The 21,144-nt window shown below is 28.5% G+C and carries 20 protein-coding genes; 5 read left to right on the top strand and 15 right to left on the bottom strand.

Annotated features, from left to right (window positions below; translation table 11 throughout):
- Positions 1–101: 101 nt before the first annotated feature.
- From OW730_RS14450 to OW730_RS14405, 10 genes are all read right to left on the bottom strand, one after another.
- Entirely contained in the window at positions 102–881 is a 780-nt protein-coding gene (locus OW730_RS14450) for an ABC transporter permease (protein ID WP_271224764.1), read from the bottom strand.
- 1 nt (position 882) lies between these two features.
- Positions 883–1,665 (bottom strand): ABC transporter permease, encoded by a 783-nt coding sequence (locus OW730_RS14445; RefSeq protein WP_271224763.1) that lies wholly within the window; start codon positions 1,663–1,665, stop codon positions 883–885.
- The gene (locus OW730_RS14440; protein ID WP_271224762.1) at positions 1,658–2,635 is read right to left on the bottom strand and encodes an ABC transporter ATP-binding protein; all 978 of its coding nucleotides are present in this window, start codon (positions 2,633–2,635) and stop codon (positions 1,658–1,660) included. The genes OW730_RS14445 and OW730_RS14440 overlap by 8 nt, the downstream gene beginning before the upstream one ends.
- Before the next feature lie 390 nt (positions 2,636–3,025).
- Positions 3,026–4,039: an ArsR/SmtB family transcription factor gene (locus OW730_RS14435; protein WP_271224761.1), complete on the bottom strand. Its 1,014-nt coding sequence runs from the start codon at positions 4,037–4,039 to the stop codon at positions 3,026–3,028.
- A gap of 33 nt (positions 4,040–4,072) precedes the next feature.
- Positions 4,073–5,125 (bottom strand): DmpA family aminopeptidase, encoded by a 1,053-nt coding sequence (locus tag OW730_RS14430; protein ID WP_271224760.1) that lies wholly within the window; start codon positions 5,123–5,125, stop codon positions 4,073–4,075.
- A gap of 573 nt (positions 5,126–5,698) precedes the next feature.
- Positions 5,699–6,901, bottom strand: a complete 1,203-nt coding sequence (locus OW730_RS14425) for an IS91 family transposase (protein ID WP_271224759.1) — start codon at positions 6,899–6,901, stop codon at positions 5,699–5,701.
- Entirely contained in the window at positions 6,901–7,731 is an 831-nt protein-coding gene (locus OW730_RS14420; RefSeq protein ID WP_271224758.1) for a site-specific integrase, read from the bottom strand. The genes OW730_RS14425 and OW730_RS14420 overlap by 1 nt, the downstream gene beginning before the upstream one ends.
- Before the next feature lie 245 nt (positions 7,732–7,976).
- The gene (locus tag OW730_RS14415; protein ID WP_271224757.1) at positions 7,977–9,149 is read right to left on the bottom strand and encodes a hypothetical protein; all 1,173 of its coding nucleotides are present in this window, start codon (positions 9,147–9,149) and stop codon (positions 7,977–7,979) included.
- Between the two features lie 331 nt (positions 9,150–9,480).
- The gene (locus OW730_RS14410; protein WP_271229571.1) at positions 9,481–10,254 is read right to left on the bottom strand and encodes a mechanosensitive ion channel family protein; all 774 of its coding nucleotides are present in this window, start codon (positions 10,252–10,254) and stop codon (positions 9,481–9,483) included.
- Positions 10,255–10,364: 110 nt separating this feature from the next.
- Positions 10,365–11,156: a sterol desaturase family protein gene (locus tag OW730_RS14405; protein ID WP_271224756.1), complete on the bottom strand. Its 792-nt coding sequence runs from the start codon at positions 11,154–11,156 to the stop codon at positions 10,365–10,367.
- Positions 11,157–11,426: 270 nt separating this feature from the next.
- Here OW730_RS14405 and OW730_RS14400 point away from each other — a divergent pair, with 270 nt between their 5' ends.
- From OW730_RS14400 to OW730_RS14390, 3 genes are read left to right on the top strand one after another with little or no spacing between them, the layout of a single operon-like run.
- Positions 11,427–11,789 (top strand): GntR family transcriptional regulator, encoded by a 363-nt coding sequence (locus OW730_RS14400; RefSeq protein ID WP_271224755.1) that lies wholly within the window; start codon positions 11,427–11,429, stop codon positions 11,787–11,789.
- A 1-nt stretch (position 11,790) separates the two neighbouring features.
- On the top strand, positions 11,791–12,483 hold the full coding sequence (locus OW730_RS14395) for an ABC transporter ATP-binding protein (protein WP_271224754.1): 693 nt from the start codon (positions 11,791–11,793) through the stop codon (positions 12,481–12,483).
- Entirely contained in the window at positions 12,480–13,226 is a 747-nt protein-coding gene (locus tag OW730_RS14390) for a hypothetical protein (RefSeq protein WP_271224753.1), read from the top strand. The genes OW730_RS14395 and OW730_RS14390 overlap by 4 nt, the downstream gene beginning before the upstream one ends.
- A 54-nt stretch (positions 13,227–13,280) precedes the next feature.
- On the opposite strand, the gene OW730_RS14385 is transcribed toward OW730_RS14390, so the two are convergent.
- Genes OW730_RS14385 through OW730_RS14375 form a run of 3 tightly spaced genes read right to left on the bottom strand, consistent with a single transcriptional unit; the run spans position 13,281 to position 15,358 of the window.
- The gene (locus OW730_RS14385; protein WP_271224752.1) at positions 13,281–13,817 is read right to left on the bottom strand and encodes a hypothetical protein; all 537 of its coding nucleotides are present in this window, start codon (positions 13,815–13,817) and stop codon (positions 13,281–13,283) included.
- A gap of 32 nt (positions 13,818–13,849) precedes the next feature.
- Positions 13,850–14,329 (bottom strand): GNAT family N-acetyltransferase, encoded by a 480-nt coding sequence (locus OW730_RS14380; protein WP_271224751.1) that lies wholly within the window; start codon positions 14,327–14,329, stop codon positions 13,850–13,852.
- Between the two features lie 15 nt (positions 14,330–14,344).
- On the bottom strand, positions 14,345–15,358 hold the full coding sequence (locus tag OW730_RS14375) for a hypothetical protein (RefSeq protein ID WP_271224750.1): 1,014 nt from the start codon (positions 15,356–15,358) through the stop codon (positions 14,345–14,347).
- A gap of 217 nt (positions 15,359–15,575) precedes the next feature.
- On the opposite strand from OW730_RS14375, the gene OW730_RS14370 reads away from it, so the two are divergent.
- Positions 15,576–15,746 (top strand): hypothetical protein, encoded by a 171-nt coding sequence (locus OW730_RS14370; RefSeq protein WP_271224749.1) that lies wholly within the window; start codon positions 15,576–15,578, stop codon positions 15,744–15,746.
- 98 nt (positions 15,747–15,844) lie between these two features.
- Positions 15,845–16,015, top strand: coding sequence for a hypothetical protein (locus tag OW730_RS14365; protein ID WP_271224748.1), 171 nt, complete (start codon positions 15,845–15,847; stop codon positions 16,013–16,015).
- 98 nt (positions 16,016–16,113) lie between these two features.
- Here the strand turns inward: OW730_RS14365 and OW730_RS14360 are convergent, their stop codons facing one another.
- Together OW730_RS14360 and OW730_RS14355 are read right to left on the bottom strand one after the other, a co-directional pair.
- The gene (locus OW730_RS14360) at positions 16,114–18,132 is read right to left on the bottom strand and encodes a M4 family metallopeptidase (RefSeq protein WP_271224747.1); all 2,019 of its coding nucleotides are present in this window, start codon (positions 18,130–18,132) and stop codon (positions 16,114–16,116) included.
- Between the two features lie 534 nt (positions 18,133–18,666).
- Complete coding sequence (locus OW730_RS14355; RefSeq protein WP_271224746.1) at positions 18,667–21,123, bottom strand: M4 family metallopeptidase; 2,457 nt, start codon at positions 21,121–21,123, stop codon at positions 18,667–18,669.
- Positions 21,124–21,144: the final 21 nt, after the last annotated feature.

Raw genomic sequence — 21,144 nt, 5'->3', positions numbered from 1 at the left:
GTATCAATAACCTATCCAATTTTCATAATTTTCTGACTAAATTATATCATAATACTTAAGAATAATCAATTTTATTCTTGATAAGATTGATTATTCTTATTTTAATATATATCTAATGTAGCCTTATTAATTGAGATTTTTTCAACTATATTTAGTACTACATAACCAAATACAATGAAAATTATTCCTATTAACATTTCTCCTCCCATAAGCCTTAATATCCTAGATAATTCTCCACCACTTGCAATTAATCTTGCACACTCTATGCTTCTAGTTATAGGTAGCAAATACGCTATTTTTGATAAAAATAATGGTAAACGTTCAAGTGGGAATATAGCTCCTGTTAAAGCAAATAACAACATTGAGATTGTATTAAGAAATAAATGAATATCTCTTGTAAGAAGTCCAAATACACTTATACATAATCCTAATCCTACAGCACTGAACATACATACTAATACTGATAGAATAAAAATCATCAATCTATCAATAGGAATATAAAAATTAAAAATTAAATATCCTGTTATTAATCCAATAGTCACTGTAATAGCAGAATCTATTATATGAAATATACCTCTACTCATAAAAACTTTAAACTTATTTGCTGGAGACCCTATAATCAATTTCAGAGTTCCGCTATATCTTTCACCTATCAAACTTGTTCCGATACCAAAAACTGTATTTCTGCAACACAGAATAAATGCATTACCTATTATCCAAGGTGTCATATCATTTGTTTTATATACAAATTTAATTAGCAGTGAAAAATATATCATTTGAAGCATAGGATCTATTATTTTCATAAGTAAATATGTTTTTGGACTTAAATAACCAAAAAGAGATTTGAATGAGAAAAGAGACTGCCTGATAAATCTTTTCATATTAATGCACCTCCAATGAAGCATTTATTCTAGCTTTAGTATCTATCATTCTATACCCTATTATAGATATTCCTATATATACAATTGTTACCACTATAAGTGTTAAAGAAAGATTATAAAATAGACTCCAATCTTCTATTCCAAATACACACATCCTAAGCAATTTAACAACGAATGTTGGAGATAGCAAATAAGATATCCATCTAATATATACTGGTATTATTTCTATAGGAAACATTATTCCACATAATATTAATATAGGGTACTCCATAATATTCATAAGAACTCTTGTACTTCTAGATATTGCCAACATTGCAGATAACATCATTGCAACAGCAATAAAAGATATAATTCCTATTAGAGATATTATTATAAAAAGAACAGGATGCTTAATAATAAGAGGAACTGAAAATGCTAATAGTACAAAAACAAAACTTATTATCATTGAAACTATTCCCCATACTGTATTTCCTAGAACTTTTCCTAACATAATTGTTCTAAATCTTGCAGGTGCGGTAAAGATAACTTGAAGAGCTCCCATATATCGTTCACGTTCAATATCACCTGCTGATGAATAACTAATAGTTCCCCATAAACTGCTTATTGCAGTACCTAACATAACATAGGCAACATAATCTTCATATCCTCTATCCTTATATACCATGAACATAATAAAAGCTGTCATGATTGGTTGTACTATTACACAAAATCTAAACATTGACCTACTAATGGATTGCTTCATTTGTAATAAACTACTTGATGCGATGACTTTAAAACTATTCATTTTTTTCACCTACTATTTTTAAGTATATATCTTCCAAAGTAACTTCTCTAATACTAAAGCTTTTCATCTGACAGTCTTTGAGTATATTTGTTACCTTATTTATTATTTCATGAGGTTTAAGTGTTTCAATATACAAGTTGTTTTCCCCTTTTTTCTCTTTTACATTAATTGAGTTTACACCTTCAATTTTAAGTAGTTCCATCTGAAGCGCCTCATTAAAATCTCCAACAATACAATGAATAATACTTCCTTTATTAGATAATTTTCTTAAATTAGATACTGTATCAAGTGCAACTAATTTACCTCCATTTATAAATCCGATTCTGTCACAGAGTTCTTCTGCTTCTTGCATATAATGTGTTGTTAACAATATAGTTGTCCCTTCTTTTGATAATTTTTTAATTATATCTCGCAAGTCCCTTGCACCTGCTGGGTCTAACCCTATTGTTGGTTCATCTAAGAATAATATTTCTGGTTTATTTATCAGTCCTCTAGCTATCTGTAATCTCTGTTTCATCCCCTTTGAATATGCCTCTACTTTTATATCTCCCTTTCCTTCAAGTCCAACTAACTTCAATAATTCATTAATCCTATTTTCTTTAACATTATCATCTATTCCATAAAGATCCATAAAATAACTAAGATTATTTCTTGCTGATAATCTCCAATATAAACTACGTTCCCCACCAAATATAAAGTTTATTTTATGTCTTAACTTCTTTTCTTCACCAAAGGATTTATATCCTAATACTTTTGCTTCTCCTTCTGAAGGAGCTAGTAATGTTGTTAGGATTTTTATTGTTGTAGTTTTTCCTGCGCCATTAGGACCTAGTAATCCAAATATTTCTCCCTTTTTAACATTAAAAGATACTCCTTTTAGTGCTTGTACTACTTTTTGTTCTCTTTTTAGGATACCTACTGTTGTTTCATAATTTCTCTTAAGATTTTTAACCTCTATGACATTTCCCATAATCAACCTTAGTGAGAGTGTATTAAAATATACAAACCCACTAAAAACTCACTTCCTTTCATTTTTATTCTTTTATATGTATAAAACTTTCAAAATTCAAGTATAAAAATATTTACTTAAAACTTGTCCTATTTATATTTCATATGAAAAAACTATGTCATCATCATTCATTAGTTCCTCCCTTATCCCTCGTTAAAATAAAGATGATTTTCCCCCTTTTGATATAATTTAAATACATTAAATGCGCATCTAATATATATTAGATGTTTATATAATATATGTTTTTATCAAAACTGTCAATATTTTCACAAAAAAAATACACATTAAAGTTTTCCTTTAATGTGTATTCCTCATATATGCTTTATTAAATTGTATTCTCAGAATTATTGCTTACTTCACAATAAATTGATTAAGAGCCTTTAATATTTCACTATATCTTTTCTTATTCAATGAAACGTATCTAATATTCTTAATTTTCTCCTCATGTAAGAGACCAACACTTTTCAATGACTCTAAATGATGTGATATTGTTGGAGTCTTTACATTAAGCTTATCAGCTAGTTCTTTTCCATAATAAGAATTATTGCTAATAATTTTAATAAGTTCAATTCTAGTTGGGTCACTCATTACTTTTAAGGCTTTTGAGATTTCTTCTCCAGCGAATTCTTCTTTAAAGACTTCTAAAGGTTTTATAAGAATCTGGGTTGAAGTACTAAAATATCTTGCTGGCCCTAATTGCATATAATATGAAGGAATAAAAATATATTTTCTAAAATCATATACTCTTTGAAAAGTTTTACCCATTATTTCTTGAGCGAAATTAAGTGGAGAATTAAATTTAATCTTTTCATCCATCTCTTTAAGACTCTCATGATATAAAGAATAATATTTGCTCATTGATTCTTTAACAACTTCGCTTAATTTTTTGATTATTTCACAACAACCATCACGAAGCAATTGAGTTTTAAAGAATAAATCATCTAAAAACTCAAATTCTTTCTCATTAATCCATTTATGTTTTTTAATATATTCTCGTAAATCTAACTTATGATTTCTAATCTCTTTAATCTCTTCTTTTGATATCATCTCACTATAAAATAGATAGATAAAATCCTCTTCATTTATACTTTTTATATGTTCACAAAAGAGGTCAGGGCTTTCATAATGTTCATTTACAAATAAAAACTCTGTTAAACTTCTTCCTTTAAAGTGACTTTGATTAAGTATATTAATAATCTTCATATCATCTTCATGTAATAAGTTTTTAAAAGTTATTATACTCTCGTGATTATGAAATTTATTTTTTTCACATATGATAGCATTAATAACTCCAATAATTTCAACTATTAGTGAAGTTCTGCATTCAATATTTGTATTGTAAATAATCGGTAATTTATTTTCCATGGTAACCACCTTATTGATATTTCATATTAATATCTATTCTAAATCTAATTTATTTAAATATTCTACCAAGGATTTTCTTATATGTCCATCTCTACCTGTAGTTGTATCAGAACATATAATAGAATTTAGTATGGCTTCTTCACAAGCATCTGCTACTGCTAGGAACACTTTATCAATCATATTTTCATTTAATATTTTTATATTTACAATGTCACTTTCTTCATAATGATTTATTCTGTTTGCGGTTGTAAAACCTATTGTAATTTCACCACTCCCATTTCCTGAAAAAGAACCTGTTCTTGCAATTGCTACTGAAGATCTTTTTATAACTCTCTTCAATTGTCTATATGAAAGTGGAATATCTGTTGCTAAAATTATTATTATTGATCCTTTTTCTTCTTCTATCCTATCAGATGATTGATTCCATATTTTCTCTCCAGCTCTTAGCCCATTCAAAATAAAATTCTCTTTGATACCGAAATTTGAAAGAACCAAAATACCAACTGTATAATCATTACCCTCAAGTTCAACAATTCTTGAAGATGATCCAATGCCACCTTTAAGCCCATAGCAAGTCATACCTGTTCCTGCCCCAACTGCTCCCTCTTCAAATATACTACCAGAGTTATTAATACTATCAAAAATATGTTCTTTTTTTATATGTCTTCCTCTAATATCATTTAAATAACCATCATTGCACTCACATACTACTGGATTAACCGTTCCTGTTGATATTCCAATATCCTCATTAAATGAAAGCATGTATTCGATTAGAGCATCACTTGCAGTACCTACACTTAATGTATTTGTTAAGACTATAGGTGTTTCTAATGTTCCTAGTTCTTCTATCTGTATGGTTCCTATAGTTTTTCCAAACCCATTAATAACATGAGATGCAGCTATTAGCTTTTCCTTATATATATTTCCTCCATGAGGTATAATTGTTGTTACTCCTGTTGTTATATCTCCGTTATTTAAAGTAGTATGACCAACTTTTACTCCCTTAACATCTGTTATAAGATTGTTTTCGCCACACTTTAGATTTCCAATTTTCACACCATAATCTTGTATCCTTTTAAATCCCAAGGTATCACCCCTTAATATTATTAATAGTATCTTTCTATTATCGTGATTTCTATAATTCTATATATGGTATACATTACCATATATTTCATTTCCCATCAACCTGTTTCCATTACAATTATTAATAAATAAAAAAGATAGGTATATATTATCAAAATCTATTTTAAAAATGCTTATTAAATCTAACATATTTACATTTGAATATATTTTATGTAAAAAGGAGACAGATTTACTTGTCTCCTTTTCTTGTGATTTTAAAATATATCATTATGTATTTTTACAAGTTTCTTATTGCATACTTCGAGTAGTATTGTATTCGGAAGTTGAGCAATAACAAAACTAGCATACTTTATCAAGATGCTAGGACCAGAGAATAAATTAGGTGCTCAATTTCCGAAACAATTGTTGAACGAAGCCGCGTAGCAGCCTTATGGGGATTCAAAACTTATTATCCTTCTCAAAAGATCAGCTATACTTGAAATTTTAATCAAATATATGGGCGATAGCCCTTAGATATCATACAAAGCCAAATATATGAAATATAACACTACATATTCTTCCCTTGCTTAATACAGCTTAATTTTTTTGTTTTTTATTCAAAGGTGGTGAGCAAATTTTAGGCTCAAGTTTTTCTTTATGATTCATTTCACCTTTTTTACAACATGGACACTTTGATAAATCAACTCCAGTTAATTTCATTAATAGTTCTTGTACACTTAGTTTTTTCAGAAAATCGATATTCCTTTCGGAATAAACCCCTAAAAGTATTTTACATTTCTTAAGTTTTGTATTTCTGTTTCTATTACTGATAATACCGTAATGCCTTATCTTAACAAAATTATATGGCAATATATGCATTAAAAATCGTCTTATAAATTCATCAACCTTTAAAGTCATGAATTTTTGTTTATTATTATCTTTATAATCACGCCATTTAAAAGTAACTAATCCATTTTGAACATTAACAATTCTGTTATTTGATATTGCAACTCTATGGGTATAACGCCCAAGATATTCTAAAACAAACTCTGCACTCTTAAATGGTGCTTTTGAATAAATCACCCATTCTTTCGAATATAATTCATTTATCCAACATAGGAATATATGCTTTTGACTTAATTCTTCAATAGTATTAACTAGCTTGAATTCATTGTTATAATAAGCTTGCTTAAAATAAGCAAGAAATTTTCCTCTAAATTTTCTTGAAAGAACCTTAATAGGGATAAAAAAATCTTTCTTTGAATTAATCCATCTAGTATTATCTAACGATAATCCCCCACTTGGAACTATACAATGAATATGTGGGTGGTACATTAAATTCTGCCCCCAAGTGTGAAGTATTGTTGTGAAACCAATCTCAGCTCCTAAATATTTAGTATCTTTCGCGAGCTCCAGTAGTGTTTCTGATACAGCTTTGAAAAATAATGAGTATACTTTTTTAGAATTCACTAATGCTATCGCATTTAATTCTGATGGAATTGTAAAAACTATATGAAAATATCCTACAGGTAGAAGATCTTTTTTTCTTTCTTCAAGCCATTTTTCTTTAGCAAGACTTTGACATTTAGGACAATGTCTATTTCTACAGGAATTATAAGAAATTCTTATATGACCACAAGAATTACATTCATCAATATGCCCACCAAGAGCTGATGTACGACAGTTTTCAATAGCGCTCATAGCTTTACATTGATATAGTGGTAATTTATGATTTCTTCTATATTCCACTCCATACTCCCTAAATATATCTTGTACTTCAAACCTTGATAATCCTATCATTACAAAGTATCCAAAGGACTTTCTATATTAAGCAAGTCCATTCTTCTAATATGAAGATATATAGTAGTGGAAGAAATACGAGTATGCCCTAAAAGTTTCTGAATATAACATATATCTGTTCCAGCTTCTAATAAATGAGTAGCAAAACTATGCCTTAATGTATGAACTGAAGCTTTTTTTGTTATGCCACTTTTATTTTTGGCGTTCTCAAATATTCTTTGAACAGTTCGAACTGCTATGTGTGAATTTGGTTCTTTCCCTTCAAACAGAAAATGCTGTGGTTGATATCTCTTCCAATAAACTCTTAAAATTTCTAGATTAGTCTTAGAAAGCATAGCATATCTATCTTTTTTACCTTTACCTTTTCGTATAAGCAGTTGCATATTTTTACTATCTATATCATCTATCCTTAGCTTAACAACCTCACTCACTCTTAAGCCTGCGGCATATACAGTCATGAGTATTGCTTTATGTTTTAAATTATCTACAGAATCAAATATTTCTTTAACTTCTTGTTTAGCTAAAACTACAGGAATCTTTTTCGCCTTCTTAGTCCTAAACACTTTCTTTACTCTCCAATCTCTTTCGAGAGTAGTCTCATAGAAAAATTTCAGTGCACTATAAATGCCATTTACTGTTCCTTCACTTAGCTTACGCTTTGTGATACAATAATGTAAGTATTCTCGAATTTGTTCATCACCAAGTAATTCTGGTGATTTATCATAAAAATCTGAGAATCGTTTTACATTTCCAACATAATACTTACAAGTTAATGGGCTGTAACCTTTAAGTTCTAAGTCCATATTCAATTTTAACAAATATTCTGACATCTTAACACTCCTTTATCTTTAGTACTGTCGTTAGTTTAATGATAGATGAAGTGTTAGATATATTAAAGTGGTATTTTATACAAGTACCACTTTATTTTTATGCAAAACTTTAGCGATAGCTCTCGTCTGCCACCGCTGTTTATCAGCGGTTTAGTTCTACTCTTTTATTATGCCTTAATTAATTATATTGTTACTTATGTATTATTACGCAACATATGAATGCTATGTTTAAAATAATATTAGTTTTACCCCTTTAACTCTTCATAATAATTTATAATTTGGTCATAAGTCATTGGGTTTAAATACATTGTTCTAAAAAATTCCTTCTTTTTATCATAATTTAAACTTATAGCTATTCTTTTAAACAAACTTAAGCAGCTTCCATAAACAAATAAATTAGCTCTATAAAATGCATCTTCTTTAACTTGTTTTAATCTTTGTTCTACTTTTGATTTATCTGCTAAAATATAGTTAGAAGAATAATAATTAACACATTTGTCCATGCTTTCCCCCATATTATACATAATATAAGAATTGTTTTGGACTAAATGGTGTAATTCATCAAGCAGTAATTCAATTTCCATATACTCATCTATTTCATCATCAAATATAAAATATACAATGGATTCTCCTACTCCTTCTAATTGGAAAATCTCTGGTCCATAATCTTCTTCACAACCGCAGATTTGATTAATCTTTTTTTTATGGATTTCATTTTTCCAAGAACTCAATTGAAATGCATGTCCACAAATTTCATGCATAATAGCATATTTTAATGAAGCTATATTGAATTTAGAATTACTTATATTTCGATTAACCATTAAAGTAAATCCACTTTCTGCTATACTCAAATAATAACTATAAGGAATATCTTTATCTATAAATTGAATGTCTATAGATTCATTAAACTTTATACCCAAATAATTTTCCGCCTTATTTATAAGCCTTTTCATTTCTTTCTTTATAAAATTTTTAAATTCATTTTCACTTATTTTAATATTGTAAAAATACTTCGAAATATCTTCTTTAGTGTATTTCATTCCAATATCATTAAGTTTCTGTCCTATTGTCCTTTTTAACTCTAATATATACCTATCATCATTATACTCAACAGATACACCTATAGTTTTTTTTACATATTCTTCGTATTTAATCTCTTTACCTAGTAAGGTATTTAAATAATATTGAGTTGCTACAACCTTGGATTTAATAAAACTATTACAATCTTTAATATTGTTTATGCTATTTTCAAAATTCATAAAATCCATAAGCGCTTCTTCTAAATCATTATATTTTTTAAATCCTTTTGTCAATACATAGTCTTCCTTAAACTTTTTATTCAATAGTATTCTTACACCATGATAAGCCTTAACAATATTTTGAAAAATAATTTCCTCTTTACTATCATCTTTACTCATATTATTCCTCCTATTTTATAACACAATATTTCACTATTCCGGAACTTTAACTATAAATTTTTAAATTCATAAAACAAACAAACTCTGTATTAAAACAACTTTAAATTATATGTGAATTATATCATATGATTGTAAAAATAACCAAAAGATGATATCTTTATTATCTTCATCCATTTGTCTTTTAACCTGTACAGAGGTAAATACTTGTGCTTATTATAATATATACCTTTAATTATTCTAATGTATAAAAAAAGATATAGAATTAATAGTCATATTAAACTATTATCCTATATCTATATACTATATTTAATATACAGCTTAGTTTCATACTTTATTTATTGATTAAATGTACATCCATCTGAGGATAAGGAATGTTAATTCCTTCTTTATCAAATTCTAATTTAACAATTTCCATTATTTCAAAGTAAATTTTCCAGTAATCTTCTGTTTTACACCACAATCTAAGAGAGAAGTTTACAGAACTATCTCCATGCTCAGATAAAAATACCTGCGGTGCTGGGTCTTGTAAAACCAATTCATGGTTCTCAGCAATTTTATTTAAAATCTTCTTAACTTTAAGAATATCATCCTCATAACCTACTCCAAATTTAAAATCAACTCTTCTAGTTGAATGAGCTGAGTAATTAACTGAACTGCTATTAGCTAATTCCCCATTAGGAATAAAAATTCTCTTGTTATCAGGAGTATTTAAAATTGTATAAAACAATTGAACATCTTCAACAGTACCAGAATGTCCAGCTACTTCAATATAATCTCCAGCTTTAAATGGTCTTAAAAATAGTATTAAAACTCCTCCAGCTAAGTTCGAAAGACTTCCTTGTAGAGCTAATCCTACTGCTAAACCTGCAGAACCTACAAGTGCAATAAACGATGTCATATCAGCTCCTAACATAGATGCTATACTTATTACTAGTACGACATACAAAGTAATTTTAGTTGCTGACATTAAAAATGAATATAAAGATTTATCAACACTGCTTTTTTCAAGTCCTTTTTTAATAGTCTTCAATAGAAATTTAATTAATTTTAAACCTACAGCTAAAGCGATTAGCGCAAGTATTAATTTTCCTCCATAAGATACCATTAATGGTTTTAAAATATTAAAATCCAATATGTACACCTCCAACATTTCTTTTGTTTTAATATCACCATTATGAATTATACCCAATTCTCGTCAAAAAATAAATAAAAAGATTAGTTTTTCTTTAAAAATGGTAATAAGAGCATTCCAGGAAAATATGTATATCTTTCTTTTGGCATATCCTCAACTCCCAATTTCATTTTTAAGTGACCATCTTTAGGTTGTGCTTTATATGATTTAAAAATAAAATCCCACCAAGGAACACTGAATCCAAAATTTTTATCTCTTTCATTTTTATAAATTGAATGATGTACTCTATGCATATCAGGAGTAATTAATATCTTTCTTAGTATGTTATCTACTTTTGAAGATAGATAAATGTTTCCATGATTAAACATGGAAGCTGAGTTTAAAATAATTTCAAATATAACTACTGAGACTGGTGACGCACCAATTAACGCTATTAGTCCTATCTTCAATAATGTAGAAATAATTATTTCTATTGTGTGAAATCTTACTCCAGTTGTGGAATCAAGTTCTAAATCCACATGATGCATTTTATGAAGTTTCCACAGAAATCCTACTTTATGAAATATCCGATGCTGCCAGTATAATAGTAGATCTAATAGTATTACTTCTATTGCTACCTTAACACCAGTAACTATATTTATTTTATTGAATAGTCCTATACCCTTTTCTTGAGCTATAAAAGCCATTTTAATTGGAACTAAAGGAAGCAAAATAAAAATTACTAGGTTGTTCAATATTACTATTGCCATATTACTTAAATCTCTCTTCCAAAAATTAAATTCAAATTTACGCCTGGGTATAATCTTTTGAAGAATTAGCATAATTACCAAAGTTCCTATAAATGCTCCTACTCTTATATTTCTTAGATTTTTCATAAGTAAACTCCTAGAAAAAAATATTTACTATTATTTTGTGTAATTTACATATAAAAATACAAAGGGATATTTAATAACAAAACAATATATATAGTCTAAATCCATATTAGAATTCTTCGTACAAACCAAACAGTTCATTATATGATATTGTAATTCAGGAATAAAATAATATTAATAACATGTATTGACAATTGCATTTTTTAGGTGTATTATGTATTTAATACACCGTGTATTATAGTCTTAATACAGTATTCACTTGGAGGTGATACTTTGATTGAATTTGATAATAATATCCCTGTATACATTCAAATTTTAAATTTTTTAAAAGAAAAGATTGTAAAAAGAGACTTAAAGGAGGGAGATAAAATGCCTTCAGTAAGAGAATTGGCAAAGGAACTTAAAGTTAATCCCAATACTGTTCAAAGAGCATACAAGGATTTAGAAAGTTCTAATATAATTTTTACCAAAAGAGGAATGGGCTCTTTTGTAACAGAAGATAAATTGAAAATTAATGACCTTAGAGAGGATTTAGCTAAAGAAATAATATTGGAATTCTCAACTAGAATGAAAAATATGGGTTTTAATAAAGAAGAAATGATAGAAGTTATAAATTCTTTTGTGGAAGGAGATTAAGATGTTAGATATTCATAATTTATCAAAATTTTATGGTAAGAAAAAAGCATTGAACAATATAAATCTTGAAATAGAAAAAGGACAAATTGTTGGTTTATTAGGTCCTAGTGGGAGCGGTAAAACTACATTATTTAATATTGCTGCTGGGATTATGCCTTTTAAGGAAGGAGAAATTAGAATTAATAGCTTGGAGCCAAGTGAAAAAACTAAAGCATTTGTTTCTATTCTTACTGAAAACAATGCCATACCAAAATGGATGAAGGTAAAGGATATAGTACATTTTTATAATGAAATGTATGATGATTTTAATAAAGAAAAATTCGATAATATCCTAAACAACTTTGATCTTGATATACCATATAAAAAGAGAATTAAGAATCTTTCAAAAGGTATGACTCAACTTCTTAGACTGGCATTAACTATTTCTAGAGAGGCTGAACTTTATCTCTTAGATGAACCTCTTGGAGGAATGGATACCCTCTTAAGGGATAAAGTGATTGATATAATCCTAGATAATTTAAACACTGAATCAACTACTATCATCGCAACACATATTATCCCAGATGTTGAGCGTATGTTAGATAAAGTAGTCTTTATTAAAGATGGTTCTATTCTTGGATATCATGATTGCGAGGAGTTACGTATAAGTAAAGGCAAATCTGTTGAAAACGTTTTTAAAGAGGTGATGATATGATAAAATTATTAAAATATGATTATAGAAGAGATTTGATAGGAATTAGTTTATCAATTATTGGTGCAGTATTACTTATTGCTGTGATAGAGATATTTAATCTTTTAGGACCTAAAGATACCGACCTTTTAGGAATAAAAGCAATGCTCCTATGTATAGCATTTATTATAACTTTTTTATATAAAATGCATCATTTGTCTGAAGATACTGTTATAAATCGAGAACATGGAATGTTAATCCCTAAAACACCATTTCAAATTGTATTGAGTAACAGTATAGTAGCTTTCAGTTACTGCATTATTGCCCCTATATTCGCTTTTATTATTGAACAAATTCATAGAATCGAATATATCAGATTAAGTATTTTTCTAGAGTTAACATTCTATATAAAAATTTTCCTATTTGCAAGTGTAATATTCTTTTTCTATATATACATTGCATGGTTTTATATTTTTATTTTGAAATTTTTTAAGAAACCTTCTACAGCTCAAAATATAATTGCTCTAGTTTTAATGATATTATTTATTGTTCTACTGATAACAGGCGGTTTAAAAGCAGTCATTATCTTACTCGCAAAAAACTTATACTTATCAGGAGCCCATACTGTTTTAATGTGTCTAATAGGAATATTTGGAGTATCAAGAACTGTTGGTCATAATTTCGCTAAAGAAAAATTAGAAACAAAATTATTATATCTAGTTTTAGTATTATTTATTGGAACATCAGCAGCTATTTTAATTATATAAGATAAAGAATCTCTAGTAATCATATCACTAGAGACTTTTTATCTTTACATACATTTACTTTTCATCTACTTCAATACAAAAAGCATAATCTGATGAATTATCACCCCATGTTGCAGTTATAGTATAAACATACTGATTTGTAGGTGCATCAGCTTTATTTTTACCTAATTTAAAAGTATATATTGAGTCTTCTTGATTTTTCATTGATATGTTATAAGAAGTTGAACCTTCAAAATTGTCATTCAGCTCTCTATATTCCTTCCTTAACTTAATAGTTTCTGGCCTAAATTCTCCAAAATCAATCTTTATCAAATTACCTACTTTCCCTTTTGGTACTTCTCTTCCCTCTTTATATTCCTCATTAATTGCCTGTACAGATGATAATCTATCATAGATGCAATTATTCCATTGATTCAGTAAAATTATTGATGGAACTTCTTTTGTGAGGCTTTCACGGGAATCTGAACTAATTATAGTTATTTGTATTTCTGGAGCATCTTTTGGTACTTTGTATGAATTATTACCTGAATTACACCCTATTAGCATTATAATTGATATCATTATTATAACTAAACTAAAATATTTTTTCATTTTTCCTTCCTCAATTTACTTATTAATTCTTTTTAATCTTGTATATTTTTAAATGCAAATTCAACTCCCTTATCATCACTTCGTCTTTGTTGAATAAATTCACCTTCAGTATAAACATCAAAAACATTTTTCCAAAAATTTATTGCAGGCTTATTATAATCAAAAGCTGAAACTCTCCATTTTCCTGGATGTGTTTTAAAAATTTTATATACAGAATTTTTACCAAGCTTCCTTCGTCTATACTTTCTCATAATGAAAAAATGCCTAAAATAATTACTATCATCATCAAATCTTAAAACTGCAACCCCAGCTAATTTACCATCTACCTTAATGAAATAAGATATATAATTATCTTTACTATAATAATCATCCATATCACTCAGTTCTGGATATTTCCCATTATCTAATACATCCATCCCCATCATTTCACTAAAGTCATAAGCAAATAATTGAAATAAATTTCTAAATACCTCTTCATCCTTTGTATGTACCTTTTCAATCTCTAAATTCATTTAATTCCCCCTTGATTACTCTTTTTTTACTTTAATAAACTCTATTTGAGGAGTCCCATCTCTTCCGTCATAATCTAATAGATACTCCCCACCAATACCATTAGCATTTATTTTTATTTTCAAACTTGGCATGCCACATGGCCTTAATGCAAATAAATGCAAGCCATAACCATCTGATAGATTTTGAGCTGTAAATATTACATCTTTCTCTTTTATCTTTTCTTCAAATTCTAAAGTTACTAATTCTATTCTCATTTGATTATATATTGGTATTATTAATAAAGATTCATTATATTCATCATATTTAAACTCCTCAAGTTTACTTACCTTCTTTAATATTTCTTTTGGATTATTAATTATTATGGCTATAGTATCTTTACTTATCTCCTCTAATCCCAATTCATTAATAAGACTATTCTTTTCATAGTCTACATTTGTTAACACTTGTCTACTTACCTCTTCTGAATTATCTTTTTCTTTAGAAGTCTCATATTTAACCTCTTTCTCCTCAGTAATGTCATTCTCTTTAATAGAATCTTCTTCAACAGGTTCATGATCTGTAACTTTTTTTGTAGTCTCAGTTTCCTTCTTTTCCTTAGCAACATCTGCTTCTTGATCTATCTTAATATTACTTGTATTATTATCTATCTCTTTCTTAGTAATATTAACTAAATCCCAATTGTACTGCTTAATCCAATATCTTTTCCCTACATATTCAACTATATACTCTTCTCCCTCGAACTTCACAGTTGATTTTGTTTTAATTATACGACCTTCCCATTCCATATTTTGAACAAGCTCCTCAATATCAGGGACAACCATATAGCTTATCATTGAATTGTGCTCATGATTATTTAAAAATAACTCTCCTAAATGTAGTTTATAATCGTCTGCAATCCTCTTCTTAAAATCATTTTTAGAAATTACTGAATCAAAACTAACTGGTGCCATACCTATTGTCAAAACTCCTATTGCTAAAATAATTATGATACTGAGTAATATTCTTTTCACCCTTTTACGATTTTTCATGAAATGCTCCTTTATCCATAAAAATATATATTTTAAAACTCAATTCTATTATATAACGTATATTCCATCTAATAGTTAATAAATATTTACAAAATTGTTAATTTGATATATTGATTGCAATAATAATGGGATTTCATATACGTAATATTTGATATTCCTGAATAAAGCCATTTTATTAGAGCAAACTAATAATAAAATTTTATTAAGGGGTGCTTTTATGAGACATAATCACGAAGGAACAGTTGATAGAGTAAGAAACTTTTTACGAGAAGGAAAAGGAATGACTGAAATCATGAAAATCACTAAACTGTCAGCTGAAGAATTTCTTGAAATCAGAAACAAACTTCAAAGTAAACATAAAAAAGAATATAATGATAGATTACACTAACATTCTCATATTCAATATTATTATATTATAAATCCTATGAATAAAGATAACATATTAAAAACAAACTAAGAGTGATATTTAAAAAAAGGGGTGTTATTATGAAAGGCGATCACGAAGATAAAGTTGATATGGTAAGAGATCTATTAAGACACGGAAAGGGAATGATTGAAATCATGAACTTCACAAAGTTATCAGCAGAAGAATTTACTGCTATCAAAAATAAGTTAGATGATAAAAAAGAAAAAGAATTCAATGATAGATTAATATAAGAAATTCCTAACTCCAAAGAAAAATTAATTTATGAAATGTGTATAAAAATAACCCCTTTATTTTAGTATAAAGGGGTTATGATTCTAACTATAATATTTTAGTTAGGAAAAACAACTTTTAAATTATAAAGTTTTGAAGTACTATATGCTCCATTGTATCCAACAACTCTAACGTAATACTTATCTCCTCTTCTTATGCTGAAGGTTATCGCTTCATTATTTGTTGAAGAGTTCTCTGATTTAGCAACTACTCTACCGCTTGAATTGTATAAATATAAATCATAGTCTCCTGCTAAGTTACTTAAAGAAACTGAAATAGTTCCTTTTCCTAATGCGTTAAAATAATAATAATCATCATCAGTTGAATTCTCAATATAAGCCTGATAGTTTGTACCACTTACTAATGGTCCATATGCAGTGCTTAAAGTATCATTATCTTCATAAGGTTTATCTTGAACTGGTACATCACCCAATCCAACAGCTGTAAATCCATTATCAATTGCTTGATATTCAGCACTATCAGCTCCATAAAGATCCTCTGCTGCTTGTAGTGCTCCATTTCTTCCATCTGCAAAATCAGAAGTAGTTGTATAGTACACAGTATTAGCTCTGTAGAAAATTTGTCCCATTTTATCCATGCCAATAATTGAACCAGCATTATAAGCCGCCTTAAGGATTATACCACAGTTATAATGAACTCCACCTTTGTCTTGCTCAAGAGTTAAGTACATGAAATCATCCATGTGTGCAGGTAGACCATTTATTGTAGGGTCTGCCATACTTCTTAATGCATCCCCATCTACTCCAGGTGTATAACAATCTTCACCAATCAACCAGTCGCCTATTTCATTTTCAATTGCTACAGCCATAATATCTGACATAGCTTCATTTAAAGCCCCTGATTGGAACTTATATTCAAGATTTGATGATTTATTAGTTACGGCATGAGTAAACTCATGAGCAACTACATCCAATGCTCCTGATAAATTAGAGAATTTTGTTCCATCTCCATCTCCAAACACCATTTGTGTACCTATCCAAGCTGCATTGTTCCAATTTGTTTCACCATATTCTCCAGCAGCATGAACATTAGAAATAATAGTACCTCCTTGGTTATCAAAACTATTTCTGCCATATTCATTATAATAAAAATCATAAACTTTTCCTATATTATAGTGAGCACTTACAGCTGCCCTTTGTGCTTGAGTATCAAAATGATTATCATCATCTGATACTAAAGTACCTGGGGCATTATAATATCTATCATAATTCAAATCATAAGTTTCAATTCTACCACTCATTGACTTTGTATCATCTATTAGATAATAAGTCCCATTCTCTAAAAACGTATTTATTTGAACTTGGTTACCAAAACCATCTATACCAGTTCCTACTTGTGCTGTTCCAACGTTAGTTGAAGCATTAAATTTTTCAATAACTTGTCCACTTTCAGCGTCTATAAATACTTGCCAGTTCGCAATATATGGTGATATAAATTTCAATTGTACAAGATACGCTACGTGCATTTTGTTATTAAATTCATATAAATATAAATCTGCACTAGGTTCTGCCACATAATTATTATCTTTAAGCTCTAATATTTGCTCAGCAAGTTTGATAGCATCTTTTGGTGAAATTTTTACATGATTACTATATTTCTTATTCTCCAAATTACTTTTTGGTTCACCATTGATTGCATAAACAATTCCTTGATTATCTGTATGAAGTATCATTTCGCTACCATAAACAGGAATATTATCAACTGTTAATATAGTTCTATAATGTGTTTTTCCTAATTTATCAGATTCTACTTTTTCAATTTTAAACTCTCCTGCTTTAATATTGAAAGCAGCTTTATTTTTCTTTAAAAAGTCTTTAACTTCATTTTTTGATTTAATTGGCTTTTCTGATAATTTACCCTTTACAAAACCAGGGACATTATTTTTCTTATCCCAATGGATCTTAAATTTTGATTTGTCCTTAGTATTATTCTTCCACTTAGTAATAATTAATTTTTGCTCTTTGTTCTTATCGATATTCTTTGCGCTTATGCTAGAAAAACTCGTAGTTGTCATTAATGTTGCTATTAAAATAATCGGTAATATTCTTTTTTTCATCAAACTCCCCCTAAATTACGTTTGGTACATATTTACTTCCTAGGATTAATATGTAGAATATTCTATAATTTTATTTTAATGCAAAACCACGCTAATGTAAAGAATAAATATTTATTTAACATGAATTTTTGACATTTTTCTTTTTGTTTTTATGTTTAATCTTTCTTTTTTAACACTCTTACCAGCGTATATACAGTACTTTATTAAATATAATTTATAATAAATTAGAACGTAATATATTTATTTATTATTTCGTAATTTTATATTGTAATCATTTAACTTTACTTAATTACTTCACACTGGTACTTCAACTGCAAAAATTGTCTAATCATGAAAGAAATAATATATTTTTTTATTCACATTAAATATTAATCTTAAATTTCATTGTTTTTATCGACATAATTTTATAAATTGATTACTGTATTTAATAATTGAAGCTAAATTTCATTGTTTGTCTTGTTAAAATATTAACAACAAATAAATTAAGCTGCACATAAATATGTGCAGCCGCAAAATTCTCCTCATAATACCTAATTATTTATCTTTCTTTTTCTTAATTTTCTTTGTGCTATCTATAGTTGACTCAATATTCGAGTTCTCTTCAGTAATAACAGATTTAAAGTTTTCTCCCCCATTTAATAGAGGAGTACTATCGTAATATCCTACCTGATCAATTTTATATCCATAAGCAGTAATTGAGTAATCGCTTACTAAGTTAATATTTATTGTATCACCATCTACCGTAACCCAAAAATCACTTAATTGACCGTCATAAGTCTTAATAGTGTTATTATTTTTATCTTTGATATAAACAAAGTCATAGCTTTTTTCAGTATCAATTGACACAAAATGAACTGCAACCTTCGATGCCCCTAATTTAGAATAAGTCTCCGTATGATTGTAATTATTTGTGTAGTTATGAGGACTTTCTATTACTAAATTTTCGTAATGCCACTGTTCTTCTGATGGCGTTCCTGTAGGATAGGTAACATTTAAGTTATATAACTTTGAAGTACTATAAGCTCCATTGTATCCAATTACTTTTATATAGAACTTACCGATCTGAGAAGCCGTATAATTAATACTCTCATTTCTTGTTGATGCATTTTCAGATTTTGCTAATTGTGTACCGTTTGAATTATAAAGATATAAATCATAATCTCCAGCCAGATTACTTAATGAAACTGTAATTGTTCCATTATTTGTAGTGTTAAAGTAATAATAATCATCATCTGTACTTGTTGAAATGTACGATTCGTAAGCCACACCACTTTCCAAAGGTCCATAAGCAGTGTTCATAGTATCATTATCTTCATAAGGGTCTGTAGTTCCTGAACCCCCACCTAACCCTACTGCTGCAAAACCACTATCTACAACTTGATACTCCTGACTATTTGCGCCATAAAGATCTTCTGCCGCCTGAAGAGTTCCGTTCCTAGCATCCATAAAGTCAGATGTTGAAGTATAATAAATATTATTAGCTCTATAGAATATTTGACCCATCTTATACATACCTATTACGGTTCCTATGTTATAGGCAGCCTTATTAATTATCCCTGAATTAATATGAACTCCACCATTATCATAACTTATATCATAGTTCTCATAATCATCCATATGTGCTGGTTGATTATATAAAGTAGGATCTGCCATACTTCTTAAGGCGTCACCTGGCGTACTTGGCGTATAGCAATCTTCACCAACTAACCAGTCGTTAGCTTCATTTTCAACTGCAACACCAATAATATCTGAAACAGCTTCATTTAATGCCCCTGACTGGAATCTATACTCAAGATCTGAAGAATTATCAGTTACAGCATGTGTAAATTCATGAGCAACAACATCAAAGGCTCCAGATAAATTCGAGAATGTTGTTCCATCTCCATCCCCATAAACCATTTGCGTCCCAATCCACGCCGCATTATTCCAGTATTTCTCTCCATCCGCTCCTGCACAGTGAACATTTGATATTATTGTAGCTCCTTGATTATCATAACTATTTCTGTTAAATTCGTTATAATAGTAGTCATACACTTTTCCTATAAAGTAATGAGCACTAACAGCCGCTCTATGTGATTGAGAATCGAAGTTGTTATCTGCGTCAGATACCAAAGTACCTGGAGCGTTATAATATCTATCATAATTCATATCATAAGTTTTTATTTGACCACTCATTGGTTTTGTATCATCAATTAAATAATACATCCCATTATCTAAGTAAGTATTTATTTGAACTTGATTACCAAACCCATCTATACCTATCCCAATTTGCGGACTACCATTTGTCGCTGCATTGTATTTATCAATAAGATTTCCAGACTGAGCATCTATAAATATTTGCCAGTTCGCTATATACGGTTCTATAAATCTAAGTTGTATAAGGTATGATACATACATTTTATTATTGTACTCATATAAATATAAATCAACAGTAGGCTCAGCTACATAATTATTCTTATTTTTTAACTCTAGTATTTTCTCAGCAATTATGATTGCTTCTTGTTCAGAAATCTTTATCTTTTTATTCCACTTTATTTCTTCTAAATTACTGCTAGGCTCACCATTTATAACATATGCAAATCCATTATTATCAGTATGAACTAACATCTCACTACCATAGACAGGAATATTATCAACTGTTAATATTGTCCTAAAGTGTGTATTACCCAACTTATCTTTTTCTATCTTTTTAATCTCAAACTCCCCTGCTTGGATACTGAAAGCAGCCTTATTATTTTTCAAGAAGTCCTTAACTTCCTTCTCTGTTTTTATTGGCTTGTCTGATAATTTCCCCTTAACAAAATCTGGAACATTCTTTTTCGCATCCCAATGAACTTTAAATTTTGATTTATCCTTTGTTTTTTCTTTCCATTTGTTAAGAATTTTCTTTTGCTCATTATTCTTATTAATATTTTTAGCGTTTATGGTTGCAAATCCACTTGTAGAAATTAATGAAGCCATTAGCAATAATGATATAATCCTTTTTTTCATTTATATCCCCCTATTTAGTAT

The organism is Oceanirhabdus sp. W0125-5 (assembly GCF_027938815.1).
GTDB lineage: Bacteria > Bacillota > Clostridia > Clostridiales > Clostridiaceae > Oceanirhabdus.
Note: the sequence above shows the minus strand (reverse complement) of the source record. Positions and strands in the feature narration are given on the sequence as shown.

Coding starts and splice junctions, on each gene's coding strand:
- OW730_RS14450 (WP_271224764.1), bottom strand. CDS start 881: ATGAAAAGATTTATCAGGCAGTCTCTTTTCTCATTCAAATCTCTTTTT.
- OW730_RS14445 (WP_271224763.1), bottom strand. CDS start 1,665: ATGAATAGTTTTAAAGTCATCGCATCAAGTAGTTTATTACAAATGAAG.
- OW730_RS14440 (WP_271224762.1), bottom strand. CDS start 2,635: ATGGGAAATGTCATAGAGGTTAAAAATCTTAAGAGAAATTATGAAACA.
- OW730_RS14435 (WP_271224761.1), bottom strand. CDS start 4,039: ATGGAAAATAAATTACCGATTATTTACAATACAAATATTGAATGCAGA.
- OW730_RS14425 (WP_271224759.1), bottom strand. CDS start 6,901: ATGATAGGATTATCAAGGTTTGAAGTACAAGATATATTTAGGGAGTAT.
- OW730_RS14420 (WP_271224758.1), bottom strand. CDS start 7,731: ATGTCAGAATATTTGTTAAAATTGAATATGGACTTAGAACTTAAAGGT.
- OW730_RS14415 (WP_271224757.1), bottom strand. CDS start 9,149: ATGAGTAAAGATGATAGTAAAGAGGAAATTATTTTTCAAAATATTGTT.
- OW730_RS14410 (WP_271229571.1), bottom strand. CDS start 10,254: ATGGTATCTTATGGAGGAAAATTAATACTTGCGCTAATCGCTTTAGCT.
- OW730_RS14405 (WP_271224756.1), bottom strand. CDS start 11,156: ATGAAAAATCTAAGAAATATAAGAGTAGGAGCATTTATAGGAACTTTG.
- OW730_RS14395 (WP_271224754.1), top strand. CDS start 11,791: ATGTTAGATATTCATAATTTATCAAAATTTTATGGTAAGAAAAAAGCA.
- OW730_RS14390 (WP_271224753.1), top strand. CDS start 12,480: ATGATAAAATTATTAAAATATGATTATAGAAGAGATTTGATAGGAATT.
- OW730_RS14385 (WP_271224752.1), bottom strand. CDS start 13,817: ATGAAAAAATATTTTAGTTTAGTTATAATAATGATATCAATTATAATG.
- OW730_RS14380 (WP_271224751.1), bottom strand. CDS start 14,329: ATGAATTTAGAGATTGAAAAGGTACATACAAAGGATGAAGAGGTATTT.
- OW730_RS14375 (WP_271224750.1), bottom strand. CDS start 15,358: ATGAAAAATCGTAAAAGGGTGAAAAGAATATTACTCAGTATCATAATT.
- OW730_RS14370 (WP_271224749.1), top strand. CDS start 15,576: ATGAGACATAATCACGAAGGAACAGTTGATAGAGTAAGAAACTTTTTA.
- OW730_RS14365 (WP_271224748.1), top strand. CDS start 15,845: ATGAAAGGCGATCACGAAGATAAAGTTGATATGGTAAGAGATCTATTA.
- OW730_RS14360 (WP_271224747.1), bottom strand. CDS start 18,132: ATGAAAAAAAGAATATTACCGATTATTTTAATAGCAACATTAATGACA.
- OW730_RS14355 (WP_271224746.1), bottom strand. CDS start 21,123: ATGAAAAAAAGGATTATATCATTATTGCTAATGGCTTCATTAATTTCT.